The organism is Paenibacillus sp. F4 (assembly GCF_002894905.1).
GTDB lineage: Bacteria > Bacillota > Bacilli > Paenibacillales > Paenibacillaceae > Paenibacillus > Paenibacillus polymyxa_B.
Genome location: NZ_POVS01000013.1, coordinates 201,698 through 221,598 on the forward strand (window position 1 = coordinate 201,698; position 19,901 = coordinate 221,598).

A 19,901-nucleotide genomic window follows, 5' to 3' on the forward strand; every position below is an offset into this window, starting at 1 on the left:
ACCGCCTAGATACATTATGTATCTATAATATACAAAACGTATCTTCTTGTACAATAATAATAAAATATTTATTTTCATTTTTCTCAAGCCTAGAGCAAGCCCTATTGTGCATATACTCAGTCCATGCTAAGAAAATGAAGAATTCTTCGGCTTGGTTAAAAAGGAACTTTTTACGTTTTTAAACATGGGGGTGTTCGGGTGGCGGATCATTTTACAGACCGTTTGAAGTTGAATTTGAGTGGTACAGGCAAAGACTTAACACCGCAGCAATTAAATGAAAATTTTAAAACCATTGAAAAAGAATTCATTGAACGCAGTGTAAACGTAAGTTGGTTTGGAGCTGCTGGTGATGGTATTCAGGATGACACGGCAGCTTTACAGGAATTGATTAATAAGACCCCCGATTATTCCATTCTTCACATCCCCAGTGGACGATACAAAATAACCTCTACCCTACAGATTCGCAAGCAGGGTGTGCGCATTTTTGGCATTCATAAGGGCAGATACCGACAAGGCAAAGGTGTTACGTCGATTGAATATTATGGTACGGGTCCTTGTTTTCAAATTGGAGATGAAAGTCTACCATCGTTTAGCGGATTTCAAAATGTGCAGTTTCATGACTTATCGATCCGGTACGAGGGGGCTGACAGAGCCACATTAAATAATCCGTTTTCGCAGTCAGTGAAGCGAGGATATTATGGCAAAGGTACTTTGGGTATTCAGGATTGGAAGGGCGGCGGAGTTGCCCTGGATAACGTCCTAATTGAGCATTTTGAAACGGCTTTTTGGGGCTACGAAAGTGATGTGAATTTATTTAAATGCACGGAGATTAATTACAATAAAACAGGGATTCACTTGCAGAATAGAAGTTCACAGTTTACTAGCATAGCGCTTTTTACATTGGGGAACGATACGGCATTGGATCTGAATAGCTCCAACGGGGCCAGATTTTTAGCTAGCCAGCACATTAAGGATGGAAGTTCCAATGATATTCCCATTCTAATTAATGATTTTATGAACGCTGAATTTATAGGCTGCTGGTTTGAGGGACTAAGCAGAGAGCATAAGATGACAGTGCCTTCTTTTATTCAAATTGGTGCTACCAAAGAAACAAAAAATGTGGCCTTGCGTGACTCCATTTTAGCGATAGCGGACAAATTCGATGACACCCAATCCGTATGTAACTATTTTGTGGATGTGGTCATTGGCAAAAAAGTTTTGGTGGACGAGGTGGGAGGGTATCCTCGTAATCTAAAGCAGCTTATTTCTTTCTCTGGTAGCTCTTCCACACAGCAGGTGACACTTCGCTCACATTTGGATTTTAGCTATAGCAATAATCGTTATGACGAGAATAATGGGACAGGGCAGGCTTTGCTGCTGGTCGAGAAATACTCGAACAACGGGATTGAGCATTTGGACGAAACCTTTGTTAAAGCCTACCTGGGATCGAGGCAAAATCTCCCCGCAGGTAGCTGGCAGAAGGTGAAGTTCAATCAAATCAACCATGATGAGCTGATCGAATTCGATGCGGTGAATAGCCGATGGCGAGCCAAGCGAGCTGGGAAATACAGAATACAAGTCTACATTTCGACCGATCCCCAAGTGGACGGCAACCGCACACGGCTGGCACTTCATCTGAATGATGAACAAGTAGCCGGGAGTTCAGCCTATGCTTATCTCGATGATAGGGTAATTGGCGGACTGAACTATAGTGCATTGAATGGAGCAATGGAACTTAGACTGGAAGCGAATTCTTTTATTGATATACGGGTGTTTAGTCAAAATACAATGGATATTCTACCGGGTGGAGGAATCACATATCTCACCGTTAGCCGAATTTAAACAATTATTTCATAGACGATAGCTGTTCTGTCATTTTATATATTGGAAAATGCGCACCATGCTGACTCAGCTTGGTGCTATTTGATGTTTTTATCCATATGGAATATTTTTCTTTCATTCTGACGACAATGGTTAGCAGCACGCGAATAGGCCGGAGGGTTAAGTAAATGGGCTCCGGTGCTTTACGCCAATATGTTGAGGAGGGAACCGATTGTGAAGAAAAAAGTGGTGGCGTTCATCCTGGCTTGCCTGGTAGCCTTGACTGCCGTCCCTGTCGGCGGTTGGGCCGAAGAAAGCATACCTGAAAGCAAAACCAAAAAGGGATCAGCGGCTGAGCTAGCTCCCGAGGCTCTCTCGGCGATCCTGATGGATGCAGATACGGGCACAGTCATCTATGAAAAAAACAGTCGTGAAAAGCTTCCTCCAGCGAGCATCACCAAGATTATGACGATGTTGCTGACAATGGAGGCCATTCAGGATGGCAAGCTCAAGCTGACCGATAAAGTTCGAGCCAGCGAATATGCGTCTTCAATGGGGGGCTCGCAAATTTTCTTGGAGCCGGGAGAAGAAATGACGGTCGATGAGATGCTGAAGGGAATTGCAATGGCTTCCGGCAACGACGCCTCTGTGGCAATGGCTGAGAAAATTGCAGGGTCTGAGCAGGCATTTGTTGAGATGATGAACGCCAAGGTGAAGCAACTCGGGCTCAAGGATACGCATTTTGCCAATTGCAACGGTTTACCCGTAGAAAATCACTATTCTTCTGCGCATGATATTGCGGTTATGAGCCGGGAGTTGTTGAAATACCCGCAAATTACGAAATATACGGGAGCCTATCAGGACTATTTGCGCAAATCCTCAGTCAAACCCTTTTGGCTGGTGAATACGAATAAACTTGTCCGTTTCTATACTGGAGCAGACGGGCTGAAAACAGGCTATACGGCAGAAGCAAAGTTCTGTCTTTCCGCTACTGCGAAGCGTGATGGCTTGCGTGTCGTAGCTGTTGTGCTCGGGGAGCCAAATACGAAGATACGCAACAATGAAGTATCTTCCATGTTCGACTATGCATTTTCTCAATATACAATGAAATCTATATACAAGCCGGGTGAATTGCTGGGCAGCGTAAAAGTTGAAAAAGGCGTATTGCCAGAGCTGAAAATTCAGGCTGACCGTTCTTACAGTGTGTTGGTGAAAAAAGGTGGCAACAAACAAACGTTGCGTCATGAATTGCAACTGGCCCCAAGCCTCAAAGCTCCTGTCCGGGCTGGTGACCCAGTCGGTAAGCTGTTCGTCTACCAGGATGGACAACGTCTTAAGGAGTTTAATATCACTTCGCCTGTGGCTATCGAAAAGGCCGGATGGTGGAAATTGTTTAAACGTACCATGTCGAACCTATTTTCTTTGTAGATTTTACGGGGTTTTCTTCTAGTTTTGTCGGAGGGCAGGAATCGTCTGCGGCTACGTAGAAATCCTTGTCCAAGACCGGGAGGAGAGTGAGTAAGCATGAACCTGCAAATTGAAATGGAGCATCACCGGGGGGTACTGATTGTAAGGCTGTCTGGTGAGCTTGATCACCATACGTCGGACATGGTCCGTATGCAAATGGATGAGGCGATTCAGCGCCGGCAATGCGAGCATATTGTGCTCAGCCTGAAGAATCTTCAGTTTATGGATAGCTCCGGCCTTGGCGTTATCTTGGGGCGGTACAAACTGATCAAGCAAAAGGGCGGAAAAATGGCAGTCTGTGATGTCAATCCGCCAGTACACCGACTGCTGGATATGTCAGGGCTGTTCAAAATCATGCCCATATATGACAACGAGGGAAATGCGCTCACGGAACTGGAGGTAGTGTCATGAGAGAAGGCACGGGTAACAATTTCATGAGCTTGCAGTTTGCTGCCAAATCGGAGAATGAGGCATTTGCTCGTGTGGCTGTCGCGGCATTTATTTCCAGGCTTGATCCCACAATGGATGAGCTAAGCGATTTGAAAACCGTGGTGTCTGAAGCAGTGACAAACAGTATAATTCACGGTTATGACAGCGATCCGTCAGGTGTCGTAACGATCAAAGTCGGGATTGAAGCGGACGTGATTACGTTGGTTGTTGAGGACGCAGGCCGAGGAATTGAGGATCTGGAACTTGCCAAGCAACCTCTATATACGTCCAAACCTGAATTGGAACGCTCCGGCATGGGCTTTACGATTATGGAAAATTTCATGGATGAGTTTGAAGCAGTCAGTGAGCCGGGCGGAGGCACGTCGGTCCGGATGAAGAAAAGGATTGAATCCAAGAAAGCTTTATATAATTAGGAGTTGATCCTATGGAAGCAGGAGGAAAAAAAACTTCGCACAGCTATTTGGAGGATGCGGAAGTCAAGCGGCTTATTGCACTGAGTCAATCCGGTGATAATGAGGCTCGTGAGACACTGGTCAATAGTAATATCCGGCTCGTCTGGTCTGTCGTGCAGCGCTTTATGAACCGGGGGTATGAACCTGACGATCTTTTTCAAATTGGTTGCATCGGCTTGTTAAAATCGGTGGATAAATTCGATCTCAGCTACGAAGTCAAATTTTCAACATATGCAGTACCAATGATTATCGGTGAGATTCAACGGTTCCTGCGTGATGACGGTACACTCAAAGTTAGCCGTTCCTTGAAGGAAACGGCCAATAAGGTCCGCAAAATGAAAGACGAGCTATCCAAACGGCTCAACCGTCTGCCTACAGTCAAGGAAGTTGCTGATGAGCTGGGAGTGACACCGGAGGATGTTGTTTTTGCGCAGGAGGCTAATAAGCCGCCTACCTCCATTCACGAAACGGTGTTCGAAAATGACGGTGATCCGATTACACTTATGGATCAGATTGCTGACGAATCACAGGAAAGATGGTTCGACAAGCTGGCACTCAATGAGGCCATTGGCGGACTATCTGAGCGGGAGCGGTTGATTGTGTACTTGCGCTATTACCGGGATCAGACTCAATCAGAGGTTGCAAGTCGGCTTGGTATTTCTCAGGTACAGGTATCACGGCTGGAAAAAAAGATTTTACAACTGATCCGCGATCAGATTGCCCAATAATAACAGCCAGGATCTTAGTGAAATCCTTATGCTGACGTATTTCTAAAGGGTATTCCAAAGCCATTTTAATGGCCAGGGGTACTCTTTTTTGCGTGGGATAAAGGACAATACACAGAATAGGTTTCCTTGCTTCGTTCCATACTAATCGATAATTACGAGGATAAGGAGGGGATCGGATGACTCATAGTCCGGCTCCTACAGTAGCTCCTATTGTCTACTTGCGGCTCCGCAGCCGTGTCCGCATGATACAAGGGCAGGATTTACATTTGGGTGATGTAGCCCATCTGCTGACTAATCCTGAATGGGAAAAGGATCTGCTTGAGCTTGTTCTCAAGCGGCCGCAGCACCAGGACGGTAATCTGATACTGATAGACATGCTGCAGATCATAGCAAAAATTAGAGATCATATTCCGGGGGTCGTAGTTGAATCTCTCGGGAAGCCACATGTACTTGTGGAACTCGTGGAGAAACCCCGTAAGCCGTCCAAAATACTGTTTGTTTTGGTATGGGTGCTTCTGTTTTTTGGCTCTGCGCTGACAATTATGAATTTTCATGCCGACGTTAGCATGATGGAGGTACAGGTTCGGATTGTAGAGATGATTACGGGACGTAAGGATGAGCATCCGTACCTGTTTCAAATTGCTTACTCGATCGGCATCGGCTTTGGCATGATCGTATTTTTTAATCACTTGTTCAAGAAAAATTGGAACGAGGAGCCGACGCCGCTGGAGGTGGAGATGTATCTGTACCAGGAAAATGTGGATCAGTATGTTGTGGCAGAGGAATATGAAAAGATGGCCCGTCTGCAGACAAAGGATAAGAAACCATGATATTTGTACAGGCTGCACTTCAGATTATTTTAGGTATTGCTGGGGGCCTTGCGGTGGGTAGCGGTGTAATTGCTTTTTTTATTGTGCTGGATATCATGCCGCGATTAGCACAACTCACCCGTACGTATAAAAAATCACGTGCATACGAAAAGGCAATGATTGTAGGTTCGGTACTGGGAACTGTGGTCGATTTTTGGAACATTTGCTTGCCACTACCGGGCATATTTACATGGATACCTGGGTTATTTTGCGGAGTGTTTATTGGCTTGCTCGCCGCGGCTTTAACGGAGGTATTGAATCTCCTGCCTATACTCGCCAAGCGACTCCACATGACCGTGTATATGCTCGGCCTATTAATGGCAATGGTGCTTGGGAAGGTGACGGGTTCCTTATTTGACTGGTTTGTATACAACCGTTAACAACGAAAGCGAAGGGGGCAAGGAATATGGATCACAGAGCGGGTCAAGAGCAACATCAAGAAGACGGGGGAATCGGAAAGGAATATCATACTGACGGAGAAGAGTTGAGTCCATGGCAGGAAAAGCAGGCGCAGGAATCTGCACGTTTTAAACACAAAAAAGAGAGTGAGCGGTCTGATAACGTAGAGGAGTCCGTTCGCTACTGGCAGGCCGAAGATGATATATCGCCGAGGATGAAGGATAATAAGAATACACTTGAAACAGTATTAGGTTTGGGGGAGACCTTTGATGTTGTATTCAGGGAAATGACACTGGGTGGGCGTCATACCGGATATCTGTTCCTAAATACCTTTGCGAAGGATCAGATCATGCTTGAAGTGCTAAAGCGGCTCACCTATCTGACGCCGGATAATCTCTCTTCGGATGGACTACAAGCGTATTTCGAAAATTTTATTCCACATATTCAGGTGGAGAAGACAGATAAGATGTCTGTCGTCATTAACAAGGTGCTGACAGGGATGAGTGCCTTTTTCATGGAAGGCGAACGTTTTTCCCTTATTCTGGATACTCGTAATTATCCGGTGCGTAGTCCGGAGGAACCTTCTTTGGAGCGGGTTGTGCGCGGTGCCCGTGACGGGTTTACTGAAACAATGCTTACAAATGTAGGTTTGGTGCGCCGACGTTTGCGGGACCCAGGACTTAAATTTGAGGCTATGCAGGTCGGACGTCGAACCCGAACAGACGTATGTTTGGGCTACATTGACGATATTGTGGATAAGGTGATGGTTGATACTGTACGAGACAAAATTAAAAATGTTAATTTGGATGGTATTCCTCTGGCTGATAAGCAATTAGAGGAGACGATTATCAATAAAGGTTGGAATCCATATCCATTAGTACGATATTCGGAGCGACCAGATGTCGTGGCTTCGCATATTATGGAAGGAAGGCTCGTTATTTTCGTCGATACCTCACCCAGCGTGATGATCTTGCCTACCACTTTTTTTGACTTGTGTCAGCATGCAGAAGAGAATCGGCAAACCGCTTTTATGGGAAGCTATTTGCGCTGGGTACGTTTTTTAGGCATATTTGCCTCGATGTTTCTGCTTCCCATGTGGCTGCTAATGGTTATCAATCCCGAATTAAAACCAGCTTTTCTCGATTTTATTGGTCCTCAAAAGGAAGCACATCTTCCGCTGATTGCCCAGTTTATCATTGTAGAACTAGGGGTCGATCTTATGCGAATGGCGGCTGTGCATACTCCGACACCACTGGCGTCCGCTATGGGCTTGATCGCAGCGATTCTGGTCGGTGATATAGCGGTTCAGACGGGACTTTTCGTGAATGAGGTCGTGCTGTATATGGCTGTCGCTGCGATAGGAATGTTCGCAACACCGAGCTACGAGCTGGGGCTGGCGAATAGACTGATTCGACTATTCCTGCTGGTTGCTGTTGCAATTTTTCACGTACCGGGCTTTGTCGTGGGTACGACACTGATCATTTTGATGCTGACGCTGCATCGGTCATATAATTCTTCGTATTTGTGGCCGTTCATTCCTTTTAATGCCAAAGCGTTAGCTTCCATCTTGTTCCGTATGCCTGTACTAGATGCACCTAACCGCCCGTCATCTAACAAAACGAGGGACAATACGCGTATGCCCCATACGGATGCCGACACAGATTCGAACTCAGGCAATGGACAGGAGCATTAATATAAATGATCTGCATAAAAATCCATTGTTCTTGATGTTTTTTTTGCTATACTGGTGTAAACATTCGATGGAATATGACTAGCTTGTTCCAGAAAGAGAGGCGCCAGAACATGTATTTGCATGGAAGCAGTAAAATTAACAGCAATGGACATTTGGAGATCGGCGGTTGTGATACAACGCTTTTGAAAGAGCGTTTTGGCACGCCGCTATATATTGTTGACGAACAGTTAGTCCGCCGGCGCTGCCGGGAATTCATAGAAGCTTTTCGTGAAACCGGATTGAAGTTTCAAGTTGCTTATGCAAGCAAAGCGTTTTGTGTTATGGCGATGTGCGCTTTAGCTGCTGAAGAAGGGATGTCGCTTGACGTAGTTTCCAGTGGAGAATTGTTTACTGCGCTACAAGCAGGGTTCCCGGCAGAGCGAATCCATTTCCACGGCAATAACAAAACACCAGAAGAAATTGAAATGGCGTTAGATGCGCAAATTGGCTGCTTCGTCGTCGATAGCGAAATGGAGTTGCATTTGTTGCAGGCCCTTGCCTCCGAGAAAGAACAGCAGGTGAATATCTTACTGCGGGTTACACCAGGGGTTGAGGCGCATACGCATGAATATATGGCCACAGGTCAAGAAGATTCGAAATTTGGCTTTGACATTGGTAACGGTACAGCACGCCAAGCAGTGGAACAGGCTATCAAGCTGGATCATCTTAACCTGCTGGGGGTACATTCTCATATCGGTTCGCAAATATTCGAAGTGAATGGCTTCCAAATGGCTGCTGAACGGGTTGCAGCTTTTTCCAGAGAAATTAAGGAACAGCTTCAGTTTTCTTTCAAAGTGATTAATCTGGGTGGGGGATTTGGCATTCGCTACACAGAAGAGGACACTCCACTGAAAGTATCCACCTATGTACAGGCTATCGGCGAAGCGGTGAAAACTTATTTTTCAGGACTTTACGATGAACTTCCAGAAATTTGGATTGAGCCAGGACGCAGTATTGTAGGCGATTCAGGCACGACCTTATATACGGTAGGAAGCATCAAGGATATCCCGCAGGTACGCAAATATGTCTCGGTAGATGGCGGGATGACAGATAATCCACGCCCTGCACTGTATCAGGCGAAGTATGAAGCGATGCTGGCTAATCGAGCGCAGGATACGAACGAAGAGACGGTGTCCATTGCGGGCAAATGCTGTGAAAGTGGCGATATGCTTATTTGGGATGTAGAGCTGCCTCGTATAAATAGCGGCGATTTGCTCGCTGTTGCCTCAACCGGAGCCTACAATTACTCCATGGCGAGTAATTATAACCGAATACGTCGACCAGCAGTTGTATTTGTCAACAACGGTGAGGCCGAGTTGGTAGTGCGTCGGGAAACCTACGAAGATATCGTACGTAACGATGTTGTGCCACAGCGCTTGATTCGTGATCAAGCTAGTACGGTGGTTCAGCCCAACGCCAAGATTACCGTTTCGTCCTGATTTTAGAATTGTAAGATCAAGCAGGCCATTGAGTCGGTAATAATACACCGGGGGCAATGGCTCTTTTTTTTGGACAAGACTTTGCTAAGCGCGGCAATTCATAGTAAACTGGAACTTGATGTTATTTAGTTCTCAAAACAGGTTGAAAAGGAGATACAAACAATGAAAAAAGGTAGAATAGATCTTGAAAACGGCGGTATCGTCGAAATTGACTTTTTCCCAGAAGAAGCTCCAAACACCGTTGCTAACTTTGAAAAGCTGGCAAACAGCGGTTACTACAACGGTTTGAGCTTCCACCGTGTCATTCCGGGCTTTGTTGCTCAAGGTGGTTGTCCAATCGGTAACGGTACAGGCGGTCCTGGTTACACGATTGACTGTGAAACAGCTACGAATACAACAAAGCATGCCAAAGGCGTTCTGTCCATGGCTCATGCAGGTCGCAACACAGGTGGCAGCCAATTCTTTATCTGCTACGCTCCACAACCACATTTAGATGGAGTACATACTGTATTTGGTAAAGTAACCAAAGGTATGGAATTCATTGATGCTGTAAAACAAGGCGACAAAATGAAAGAGGTTAAAGTATTTGACGTGTAATTTTACCGTTAATTACATGATCTTTCTCAAATAGCGTTGCACCTAAGCCGTTCTGTCTTTGGACAGGGCGGCTTTTGTTGTCTTTTGTTTGACGGTTTATTGATTTTCGCAATCACGTAGGCATTACAGTGCGTAAGATCACATTCGAAAAGTAAGTGTTGTGATAGCCTTTCCATAAGAATGCATTTTCCATTTATTTTATATGAGTATTCAAACTCAGTAAGGATTGGAAAAGAAGGGGGCTTATCACATTGTCTATTTTAACGCGCACAAATCGACTCGGATTTTTTGAAATCCGGCTGGAATCCATTGGTGGACTCGGCGCTAATCTGGCTGGCAAAATGTTGGCCGAAACCGGGGTGCTTGGTCTGGGGCTGAATGCTTCAAATTTTTCGTCCTACGGTTCGGAAAAAAAGGGAACTCCGGTTAAAAGCTTCGTCCGCTTCTGTGAGCCGGAGGTCGATATTCGGGATCACAGTCCGATTGAGCAACCGCATGTGGTAGGCATTTTCCATGAAACGTTATACAAAACGGTAAATGTAATCAGCGGACTGCCAGCGGATGGGATTGTAGTGGTTAATTCCACGCGTCCAGCAGAAGAAATACGGGCTGATTTGGGACTGATATCCGGTACACTTGCGGTGGTGGATGCGATGGGCATCGCACTGGAAGAGCGAACCAAACTAAATACGTCCATGCTCGGTGCCTTGTTCCGTGTCTGTGATTTCCTGGACCCGGAAGCGATGAGATCGGTTATACGCAGTACCTTTGAAAAGAAAAATCCGCTGTTAGTGGAACCTAATCTGCGTACGTTTAACCGTGGTTATGAGGAAATGGAACTGCACGTATATCCAGTTACTGATGGCGCAGAGGATCGGGTTTTTGAACGTCCGCAGCCATTGCTGGGATACGAAACCCAACTACTGGGGGGCGTTATTGCGACTCAGGGAAACAGCATGACGAGAGATGTTAGTGGTTCACGTCAGGGGTATGTGCCTGACTATGAAGCTGATAAATGTACCCATTGTGCCAAGTGTGATTCGATTTGCCCGGATTACTGTTTTGTATGGGAAGAGCAAGCTGACAAACGCGGAAGAATGATGCCATTTTTGCAAGGGATTGATTACCAGTATTGCAAAGGATGTCTGAAATGTGTAGATATTTGCCCATCGGGGGCATTAAGCTCGCGTCGCGAACAATGGGGATGGGCGGAACAGAATCGAGTTGCCCACCAATTTCCGGCATATGAAGGAGGGCGTGCGTAATGGCAAAACTGGAGGAAGAACTCAAACAGACAGGCGCCGCGCAAGTGACAACGTTCGAATCCGGTAATGAAATGGCAGCTACGGCGGCTGCGCAGATTAATTATCATATGATGGGATATTTCCCGATTACTCCATCTACCGAGGTAGCGCAGTATCTGGATCAGATGAGAACGAGAGGTCAGCATAATATTAAGCTGGTTGCAGCAGACGGAGAACACGGATCGGCAGGGATTTGTTATGGAGCTGCCGCAGCGGGAGCGAGGGTTGTGAACGCCACTAGTTCGCAAGGTTTCCTGTACATGCTGGAGCAGTTACCTGTTCAGTCAGGTACCCGTTTTCCAATGGTTATGAATCTGGTGACACGAGCTGTCAGTGGTCCCCTGGATATTCGCGGGGATCATTCGGATCTGTACTATGGTTTGAATACAGGCTGGGTCATTTTGACGGCAAGTACACCACAGGCTGTGTATGATATGAACATCATGGCACTAAAAATCGCAGAGCATAGCGATGTTCGGCTGCCTGTAATGGTTGCATATGACGGTTTTTATACGTCCCATCAAAAACGTAAAGTGCAATATTTTGCAGATGCTGAGACCGTGCGCGGTTTTGTAGGTCCTAACCCGAACTTAAATTATCCGAATATTACTGATTTTGATCATCCTGTTACCGTAGGTGCGCATATGAACGGTGATGACCTGACGAATAATCATGTTCAGCTGTCCGAAGCACTGAAGCTGTCAGAAGGAGTATATGAGCAGGTAGCAGCAGAATATGCCGCTTTATCCGGTCGGGAATACCCGATTTTAGATCTGTATCAAATGGAGGATGCTGAGGTCGCGGTATTCCTGTTGAATTCGGCGGCTGAATCGGCCAAGGATGTGGCGGATCAACTCCGTGCGCGCGGGATTAAAGCCGGTGTGATACGTCCGAATATCATCCGACCGTTCCCAGCCGCACAACTGCGGGAAGCATTGCGCGATGTCAAGGCGCTGCTGGTAGGTGAACGTGCAGACTCGTATGGGGCAGACGGCGGTAATTTAACGCATGAGATTAAGGCGGCCTTGCAGGAGGACCCGCTGAATCGGACACTCGTGTTGAGCCGTATCTTTGGCTTGGGTGGCAAGGATTTTTATGCGGAAGATGCTGAGGCGTTCTTCCAGCTTGCGATTGAGGCGGCAGAAGCAGGACGAGCGGAGAAGCCCTTTGATTATTACGGAATTAATCCGGGTTCACCGGACAAGGTGATGCCGCAAGTTATGCAGCCGCCACGTGGCAATGCATACCGTACGGGCCTGATTCAGGTTACGCCGGACGAGGCGACCGGGAAGCTCAAAGTTAAGGTACCACCCCTGCGGTCGTTGACAACCAAACCACGCCGTCTTACACCAGGTCACGGGGCTTGCCCAGGATGTGGGGCATTGTCTGCGCTGGAACTGTTTTTCAAAGGTATTGAAGGGGATATTGTCGTGTTGTTCCAGACAGGCTGCGTATATGTGACGACGACAGGGTATCCATATACATCACACAAACAACCGATGATCCACAATCTTTTTCAAAACGGGGCCGCTACACTTTCAGGAGCGCTGGAAGCTTATATGGAAATGAAGCGCCGTAATGAAATTGAAATGTCGGACGATCCGACTTTTATCATGATCAGTGGTGACGGTGGGATGGATATAGGTATGGGTTCTGCGATTGGTGCGGCTCTGCGTAATCATAAGCTGATCATGCTGGAATATGATAACGAAGGGTACATGAATACAGGTTCACAGCAATCATACTCCACTCCGGTTGGTCACATGACTAGTACGTCAGGTGTAGGGAAAATGCAAAAAGGAAAGCAAGGACATCACAAGGATACCGTGCAAATCATGGCTGCTTGTAACATTCCGTATGCTTTTACAGCAGCTGAAAGTCATCCGCAGGATATGCTGCGCAAAGCAGCCAAGGCTCAATGGTATGCGAACAACGTGGGTACGGCCTATGGTAAGATCCTGTGCGCCTGCCCGTTGAATTGGAAATCCGAAGACAGACTGGGCACCAGCATTGTGGGCGCTGCAGTTGAGTCTTGTTTCTTTCCTTTGTACGAAATAGAGCAAGGCAGTACGACGATTACGTATAATCCGGAAGACAAGGGAAAACGGATTCCAGCTGCAGAATGGTTAAAACTAATGGGTAAAACGAAGCATCTTCTCAAGGAGGAGGCTACGCTGGCTACCTTTGAGCAGGAGATTGAGCGTCGCTGGACTATCCTGAAAAAGAAACATGAAATTTCGGAGCTATAATTCCGTTTTTTGCATAATCATCGATTAACATTGTTAGCCGCTGTTACTTTAGTGGTTCGATCAAGATTCTTTGCGCTTATTGCGCAAAGAATCTTTTTTGTCGTTTATGGGTTGAAGCATAAAAAAACAGGTAATGATTTCCGATATAGGAGTGTAGGCCTATAAGAGGCACGTTAAAAAGTTTTCTTCTGAATTTTAAGATGCAATGAGGTGCAGGTAATGATTAAGCTGAATACAGTTGAAATAATCGAAATTATAAAGAAGCAGATCCCTAAGGTTATGAACATCAAGCCAGTGGAGCTAAAGTTTACGGATGATTTTGGACGGGCTTCGTTGGCAGCGACAGAACACAAATTCACGCTGACGAACCAGCATTATTCTGCCAAGGTGATGGATTGCGTGTTAGAAACACAGGTACGCCCCATTTTAATGTGCGAAATTATTTATTTTCTGAAATGCGAGTTTATTGACGGACATGTTGATGTGCGACTGGATTATGAAGCATGTTCTGAGGAAGGACGGGGACCTGTTGCTTCAGCCGTAATTACCTTTGATCATGCAACAGAGTTGGGAGTCGAGGAACTGGCCGATTTGATTGATTTGGCGCTTCATATGAATGATAAAACCTGGTTTGAAGAACTCTCCAGCCAATATGTCAAAACCAAAGCAGGAGCTTCTATTAGATAACTTGCTTTTTTTAGAAGTCGGTGCTAATATACGTAACAAGTTTAATGTTAATTCAATTAAATAAGAGCAAGATCCTTCGGGGCGGGGCGAAATTCCCCACCGGCGGTGATGACATGTTTGTGGATCGTTTTTGTGAGAAACAGCATGGCTTAGTCCGTGACCCGGATGCTGAATGATCGGCAGAAGGTGGACCTGGTGCAAATCCGGGACCGACAGTATAGTCTGGATGGGAGAAGGATACGAAGCGCATGTGCATGACGTGACATGTGCCGATTTTTAGCATACCCAATTGTGCGTACGGCTTATTTCGTTGTAGGACAGCATCGGGCGATAGCTTGCTTAAGCTTTCTTTTTGATGGGTGTTCTGAGCGTATTTGGTTGTATCCTCAGTCATGCTTTCTATTGGCAAACCTATGATTTCATGTCGTCTTAAGATGCATATGAACTGCGCTTGTATACTACAAATGTGACTCTCATCACCCCCATGACGGATTGAATCCGAATTGGGGGTTTTTTGCGCTTATAGCTGATGAATTAGGGATAAACTGAAATGTAGTGGAAAGGAGTGAAGGCATGTTTACCGGATTGGTCGAGGAAGTGGGTCGCATTCAAACTATTTCCAAAAGCGGTGAAGCGATGGTGCTGGGGATTTCGGGTTCCGTGGTGTTGGGCGATTTGAAAATAGGAGACAGTGTCTCGGTGAATGGTGTTTGCCTGACGGCGATACGGATTGGTTCGAAAGACTTTAAGGTTGATGTGATGCCGGAAACCTTTCGCAGCAGTAATCTGAAAGAGTTGAGATCCGGCAGCCGAGTCAATCTGGAGCGAGCGATGGCGGCGAGTGGAAGGTTCGGAGGACACATTGTACAAGGACATGTGGACGGGACGGGAACGATTCGAGGGGTGACATCAGACCAGAATGCAGTTGTGTTCGAAGTTGAGCCTAAAAATCAAACATTATTTAAATATATTCTTCTCAAAGGGTCAATCACAATTGATGGTATCAGCCTCACAGTCGCACAGCGTACGGGAGATACCTTTGCCGTATCCATTATTCCCCACACCTTATCCGAAACGGCCTTACAAGCCAAACGTGAGGGGGATACCGTCAATATCGAATGCGATATTTTGGGCAAATATGTAGAACAGCTTTTAAATTACAGAGGTGCAGCGGAGGCGGAGAGAGTAGAAGAAGAAGCTCCTCTCAGTTTGGACTATTTGGCGAAACACGGCTTTGCCTGATATTGAATGGTAAACCTGTTTAGGAGCATTCGTGGCACAAGACATAAGGAGGAAAGTGTTATGGATAGAGGTAGCCAAACAAGTGCAATGGCAAACGTCATAGAGCTTGGCGAGTTGGAACATGACGAAGAGATTCATTTGGATTCCATCGAAGAAGCGTTGGAGGACTTAAAAAACGGTAAAGTCGTTATTGTAGTGGATGATGAACAGCGCGAAAACGAAGGCGATTTTATCGCTTTGGCTGAAAAAGCGTCGCCTGAGGTCATTAATTTCATGATTACAGAAGGTCGCGGGTTGGTTTGTGTGCCAATCACACGACAAAGAGCCGAGGCCTTGGAATTGCATCCTATGGTAGAGCAAAATACAGATTTCCACGGTACTGCCTTTACGGTATCGGTAGATCATATGGAGACAACAACGGGTATTTCAGCGGCCGAGCGCTCCTTGACTGTACGCGCCTTGGCAGACGAAGCAGTCACAGGAAGTGATTTCCGCAAGCCTGGTCACATGTTCCCGCTGATTGCTCGCGATGGTGGTGTCTTGCAGCGTGCTGGTCACACTGAAGCTGCTGTTGATCTGGCCCGACTCAGTGGCTTCAAGCCTGCTGGGGTCATTTGCGAAATTATAAAGGAAGATGGCTCAATGGCCCGCCTGGCTGATCTGGCAGTGGTCGCCAAGCGACATCAATTGAAGCTGATCAGTATTCAGCATTTGGTGGACTACCGTCGTCGTTTGTCATTGTAAAAATACATCTTGGTTCCAAGTAAATCTGAAGTATTGTCCGAAGTCCCTAAATAATTAAACTAAGAGAGGTTGATTAAACATGGCACGTTTTCTAGAAGGTAATCTCGTATCGAACGGTTTAAAATATGGTATTGTGGTAGGCAGATTTAATGAGTTTATTACGAGCAAGTTGTTAAGCGGCGCAATTGACGCACTTCAACGACATGGTGCACAGGAAGATGAAATTGATGTAGCTTGGGTTCCGGGTGCATTTGAAATTTCACTGATAGCACAAAAAATGGCTGCAAGCGGCAAATATGATGCCGTAATTACGCTGGGTACCGTCATCCGTGGTTCTACTTCACATTATGATATCGTCTGCAATGAAGTGGCCAAGGGTGTGGCAGCGAGCAGCCTGAAAACGGGAGTACCCGTTATTTTTGGTGTAGTGACGACAGAAAACATTGAACAGGCTATTGAACGAGCAGGTACGAAGGCTGGTAATAAAGGTTGGGATTCTGCATTGGCTGCGATTGAAATGGCCAATCTCGGCAAGCAATTTTAATTATAGGAATAGCTGAATAGAACGCTATAAACTGCAAGGTGAAAAAGGGATTGGATTGTTAAGCAAGGCGATGACGTATATACTACAGAAAGAGGGATTGATAACGTAGAGCTTAAGTGCTATAGGGAAAGGTATTGTTGAATGATGATTGGAGTAAGGCAGGGGGAAGCACATTGACAGTCGTAAACTACAAGCTGGAAACATTCGAGGGTCCGCTGGATCTACTGTTGCATCTGATTGATAAAGCCGAGATCGACATTCAGGATATCCCGATTAGCGATATTACTGATCAGTATATGGCTTTTTTGCACAGTATGCAGGAGCTGGAACTGGACATTACGAGCGAGTTTCTGGTGATGGCGGCGACGCTCTTATCCATTAAGAGTAAATTGTTGCTTCCCAAGCCACCTGTGATGGAATATGACGATTTGGATTTTTATGAGGAAGAGGATTATGATCCACGTGAGGAACTGGTCCGCAAGCTGGTGGAGTATCGTAAATATAAAGGGATTGCTCGCCATCTAAGTGAACGTGAGTGGGAGCGGAGTCTAATTTATGGCAAGGAGCCAGAAGATCTGAGCGCATTCCTGCCCACTGAACCCGCAAATCCGGTACATGGGCTGCATGCAAGCGATTTGGTCGCGGCCTTTCAGCGTGCTTTGCGTAAAGCAGAACGACGTACGACGGTAACCCGTGTTCATCGGGACGAAATTTCAGTCAAGGACCGTATACGGCAAGTTATCGGAGCTTTAGAGATGGTGGGGAATGGAGGACGGCTGCTGTTCTCCAAGCTGATGCATGAGGATATGTATCGGCATGAAGTGGTTGTGACCTTTTTGGCTATCCTTGAACTGATGAAAATGAAACAAATTTTCTGTTATCAGGAGAAGCTTTTCGATGATATTGTAATGGAGTGGAGAGGGGATTTACGGGTTAATGGATTATCTGAAGCTGAAATCAATTATTGAGGGACTGCTGTTTCTCGCAGGAGAGGAAGGATTGTCCACCAAGCAGATCGCCGACATTGTAGAGCAGCAGCAAGAGCTGGTTGAACAGTGCCTGGAAGATATGAAGCAGGACATGGAGCAGGGGGGAAGAGGCCTGCAACTTGTCCGTATTGCCGGTCATTATCAGCTTGCAACTTTATCCGAACATGCACCTTACTTTGAAAAGCTCGCATACTCTCCGGCACGTGCCTCACTGTCTCAAGCTGCTTTGGAGACGCTGGCCATTGTGGCCTACCGCCAGCCCATTACAAGAGTTGAAATCGAAGAGATTCGGGGTGTCAAATCCGAGCGGGCCATACATACACTGGTCAACAAGGAGCTCATTGAAGAGAAAGGTCGAGCTGAAGCCATCGGACGGCCAATATTGTACGGAACGACGAAATCATTTTTGGATTATTTCGGTCTGGGCTCTTTGGCAGATCTACCACAACCGGAGTTGTTCGAAGATTCGGACAATTTGGAGGAAGAGACTCAATTATTGTTCGAGCGTCTGGAGAGCAGCCAGCCTGCAGCCAACGATCTGGATCTTGAATCCCAATAGAGTTCATCCGGATCTTGCGGCTCACTTATATAAAATTTCAAATAGACAGCCAGTCCTCAAGTAGTTGGGGGCTGGCTGTTGGTATTTTAAGATGCATGATTTTCCGGCGAACGGTCATACTATTTTTGCCATGATATCTATAGCAAAAAGGTAGGGAGGACTCGCCAGTGTGGAAATGGATCAGTATCGCCATCATCGTCGTTATATTACTTGTGCTGGCTATTCTGCTCTCTCGTATTCGATTAAAGCTGGATATTGCCAAACATGACAATGATGATCGGGCGCATCTAGAGATCAGATTTCTATACGGGATGATTAAAATAAATTACGATATTCCGGCCATTCTCATAACAGGTTTAAAAAAAGGGCTTCTCTATCGGCTTGATCGCAACAAAAACATACATAAAACGGATGCTTCCGTGGATAGCGGTAATATTGATACAGAAAAAATCAAGCAATTTATATATGATATACGGGTTTTGCTCAAGGGAACGAAATCCTTCAATCGATGGTTGCGACATACTTTGGCACATGTGACGATGTCCAAAATGGAGTGGTCCACCAACATTAGTCTTGCTGACGCGGCTTATACAGCTACCTCAACCGGTATTTTGTGGGGATTAAAAACGACCTTGATCGGTTTTGCTTCCAGCTTTGTGCGCATGGATTGTACCCCTAAGCTGTATGTTGTGCCGTATTGGGTGGATCGCTTGCGTTTTACCACTACTTTGAACTGTGAAGCAAACGTATCGCTCGGCTATTTAATTTTCTCCATGCTCATCTTATCTTACCGCATATGGCGCGTTCCGGGTGGACCCGAGGCATGGAAGCGGGTTTTTTTCAAAAAAAATGAAGATCTTCAAGCTAACAATGAAAGATAAACAATGAAGTGTGATGAAACTCAATCTTTCTGAACTTTGGGATTTCAGTGTCCTTCAGATTAAGGCATAACCGAATCGAATGACATACATATTTCCTTGAACCCCTGCGCACAATAGCGAAAGAAAAGGCAGTCTAAGCTTGAGATAAGTAGAGGAGGAATTAATCATGTCAGATCACCCGATTCAAGGGCTCATGCAAACCGCAATGGAAAACATCAAAGCCATGGTAGACGTGAATACGATCGTGGGAGACGCGGTGGAAACACCCGATGGTTCCGTTATTTTGCCAATCAGTAAGGTAGGATTTGGTTTCGCTGCCGGTGGAAGTGATTTTAACGTAGACGAAGAGGCACTTCATACTTCCTCGGCGTCGAGTAATCATAGCGGGAAGGAAGGTCATCCTTTTGGTGGCGGTAGCGGTGGTGGTGTATCTATTCATCCCATTGCTTTTCTGGTTGTTGGCAAACAGGGAGCACAAATCGTTCCATTGGACAATCAAACGCATCTGATTGAGAAGCTCATTGACTCCACGCCATACCTGATTGATAAGGTTCAGTCTATCTTCCAGAACGCAGGCGGCAACTTGCAGACTCCACCCCCACAGGTACCTGTAGATGTTGCTACGGATCACAGTCATTCTGGCCCGGCTTACTTGTAAAAGTTATTGAAATTAAAAGCGTTCTCTCAGGAAGGTATCCCAAAGCCGAGTATAGGCTAAGGAATACCTTCTTTTCTGCTTGTACTTGGC

Annotated in this window: 20 protein-coding genes and 1 riboswitch; all 20 genes read left to right on the forward strand. The window is 46.1% G+C overall.

Going from position 1 to position 19,901, the window contains the following annotated elements:
* Nucleotides 1-198: 198 nt before the first annotated feature.
* Nucleotides 199-1,842 carry a glycosyl hydrolase family 28-related protein gene (locus tag C1T21_RS14125; protein ID WP_103048704.1) on the forward strand — a complete coding sequence of 548 codons (1,644 nt, stop codon included), beginning with the start codon at nt 199-201 and terminating at the stop codon, nt 1,840-1,842.
* 213 nt (nt 1,843-2,055) lie between these two features.
* The gene (locus C1T21_RS14130; RefSeq protein WP_103048705.1) at nt 2,056-3,249 is read left to right on the forward strand and encodes a D-alanyl-D-alanine carboxypeptidase family protein; all 1,194 of its coding nucleotides are present in this window, start codon (nt 2,056-2,058) and stop codon (nt 3,247-3,249) included.
* A gap of 96 nt (nt 3,250-3,345) precedes the next feature.
* Nucleotides 3,346-3,699 (forward strand): anti-sigma F factor antagonist, encoded by a 354-nt coding sequence (gene spoIIAA, locus C1T21_RS14135; protein ID WP_013310782.1) that lies wholly within the window; start codon nt 3,346-3,348, stop codon nt 3,697-3,699.
* On the forward strand, nt 3,696-4,151 hold the full coding sequence (gene spoIIAB / locus C1T21_RS14140; protein WP_013310781.1) for an anti-sigma F factor: 456 nt from the start codon (nt 3,696-3,698) through the stop codon (nt 4,149-4,151). Before spoIIAA ends, spoIIAB begins: the two co-directional genes overlap by 4 nt.
* Before the next feature lie 11 nt (nt 4,152-4,162).
* The gene (gene sigF / locus C1T21_RS14145) at nt 4,163-4,918 is read left to right on the forward strand and encodes an RNA polymerase sporulation sigma factor SigF (RefSeq protein WP_023989213.1); all 756 of its coding nucleotides are present in this window, start codon (nt 4,163-4,165) and stop codon (nt 4,916-4,918) included.
* Between the two features lie 176 nt (nt 4,919-5,094).
* Nucleotides 5,095-5,748 (forward strand): stage V sporulation protein AA, encoded by a 654-nt coding sequence (locus C1T21_RS14150; RefSeq protein WP_025723046.1) that lies wholly within the window; start codon nt 5,095-5,097, stop codon nt 5,746-5,748.
* Complete coding sequence (locus C1T21_RS14155; protein ID WP_023989211.1) at nt 5,745-6,167, forward strand: stage V sporulation protein AB; 423 nt, start codon at nt 5,745-5,747, stop codon at nt 6,165-6,167. Before C1T21_RS14150 ends, C1T21_RS14155 begins: the two co-directional genes overlap by 4 nt.
* Nucleotides 6,168-6,193: 26 nt before the next feature.
* Nucleotides 6,194-7,879, forward strand: a complete 1,686-nt coding sequence (locus C1T21_RS14160) for a spore germination protein (RefSeq protein WP_103048706.1) — start codon at nt 6,194-6,196, stop codon at nt 7,877-7,879.
* Nucleotides 7,880-7,989: 110 nt separating this feature from the next.
* Nucleotides 7,990-9,357: a diaminopimelate decarboxylase gene (lysA, locus tag C1T21_RS14165; protein WP_103048707.1), complete on the forward strand. Its 1,368-nt coding sequence runs from the start codon at nt 7,990-7,992 to the stop codon at nt 9,355-9,357.
* A 162-nt stretch (nt 9,358-9,519) separates the two neighbouring features.
* The gene (locus C1T21_RS14170; protein ID WP_013310775.1) at nt 9,520-9,954 is read left to right on the forward strand and encodes a peptidylprolyl isomerase; all 435 of its coding nucleotides are present in this window, start codon (nt 9,520-9,522) and stop codon (nt 9,952-9,954) included.
* A gap of 251 nt (nt 9,955-10,205) precedes the next feature.
* Entirely contained in the window at nt 10,206-11,219 is a 1,014-nt protein-coding gene (locus C1T21_RS14175) for a 2-oxoacid:acceptor oxidoreductase family protein (RefSeq protein WP_103048708.1), read from the forward strand.
* Nucleotides 11,219-13,507: a thiamine pyrophosphate-dependent enzyme gene (locus C1T21_RS14180; protein ID WP_103048709.1), complete on the forward strand. Its 2,289-nt coding sequence runs from the start codon at nt 11,219-11,221 to the stop codon at nt 13,505-13,507. Before C1T21_RS14175 ends, C1T21_RS14180 begins: the two co-directional genes overlap by 1 nt.
* 219 nt (nt 13,508-13,726) lie before the next feature.
* On the forward strand, nt 13,727-14,194 hold the full coding sequence (locus C1T21_RS14185) for an IDEAL domain-containing protein (RefSeq protein ID WP_013310772.1): 468 nt from the start codon (nt 13,727-13,729) through the stop codon (nt 14,192-14,194).
* 68 nt (nt 14,195-14,262) lie between these two features.
* A riboswitch (FMN riboswitch) is annotated at nt 14,263-14,436 on the forward strand.
* Between the two features lie 331 nt (nt 14,437-14,767).
* Entirely contained in the window at nt 14,768-15,436 is a 669-nt protein-coding gene (gene ribE, locus C1T21_RS14190) for a riboflavin synthase (protein ID WP_103048710.1), read from the forward strand.
* A 60-nt stretch (nt 15,437-15,496) separates the two neighbouring features.
* On the forward strand, nt 15,497-16,180 hold the full coding sequence (gene ribB, locus C1T21_RS14195) for a 3,4-dihydroxy-2-butanone-4-phosphate synthase (RefSeq protein WP_103048711.1): 684 nt from the start codon (nt 15,497-15,499) through the stop codon (nt 16,178-16,180).
* Between the two features lie 79 nt (nt 16,181-16,259).
* Complete coding sequence (gene ribH, locus C1T21_RS14200; protein WP_023989205.1) at nt 16,260-16,724, forward strand: 6,7-dimethyl-8-ribityllumazine synthase; 465 nt, start codon at nt 16,260-16,262, stop codon at nt 16,722-16,724.
* A 173-nt stretch (nt 16,725-16,897) separates the two neighbouring features.
* Nucleotides 16,898-17,692: a segregation and condensation protein A gene (locus C1T21_RS14205; RefSeq protein ID WP_103048712.1), complete on the forward strand. Its 795-nt coding sequence runs from the start codon at nt 16,898-16,900 to the stop codon at nt 17,690-17,692.
* Complete coding sequence (scpB, locus tag C1T21_RS14210; protein WP_013310766.1) at nt 17,661-18,272, forward strand: SMC-Scp complex subunit ScpB; 612 nt, start codon at nt 17,661-17,663, stop codon at nt 18,270-18,272. Before C1T21_RS14205 ends, scpB begins: the two co-directional genes overlap by 32 nt.
* 167 nt (nt 18,273-18,439) lie before the next feature.
* Complete coding sequence (locus C1T21_RS14215) at nt 18,440-19,153, forward strand: DUF2953 domain-containing protein (RefSeq protein ID WP_103048713.1); 714 nt, start codon at nt 18,440-18,442, stop codon at nt 19,151-19,153.
* Nucleotides 19,154-19,319: 166 nt separating this feature from the next.
* Nucleotides 19,320-19,811 carry a GerW family sporulation protein gene (ytfJ, locus tag C1T21_RS14220; protein ID WP_103048714.1) on the forward strand — a complete coding sequence of 164 codons (492 nt, stop codon included), beginning with the start codon at nt 19,320-19,322 and terminating at the stop codon, nt 19,809-19,811.
* Nucleotides 19,812-19,901 lie beyond the last annotated feature (90 nt).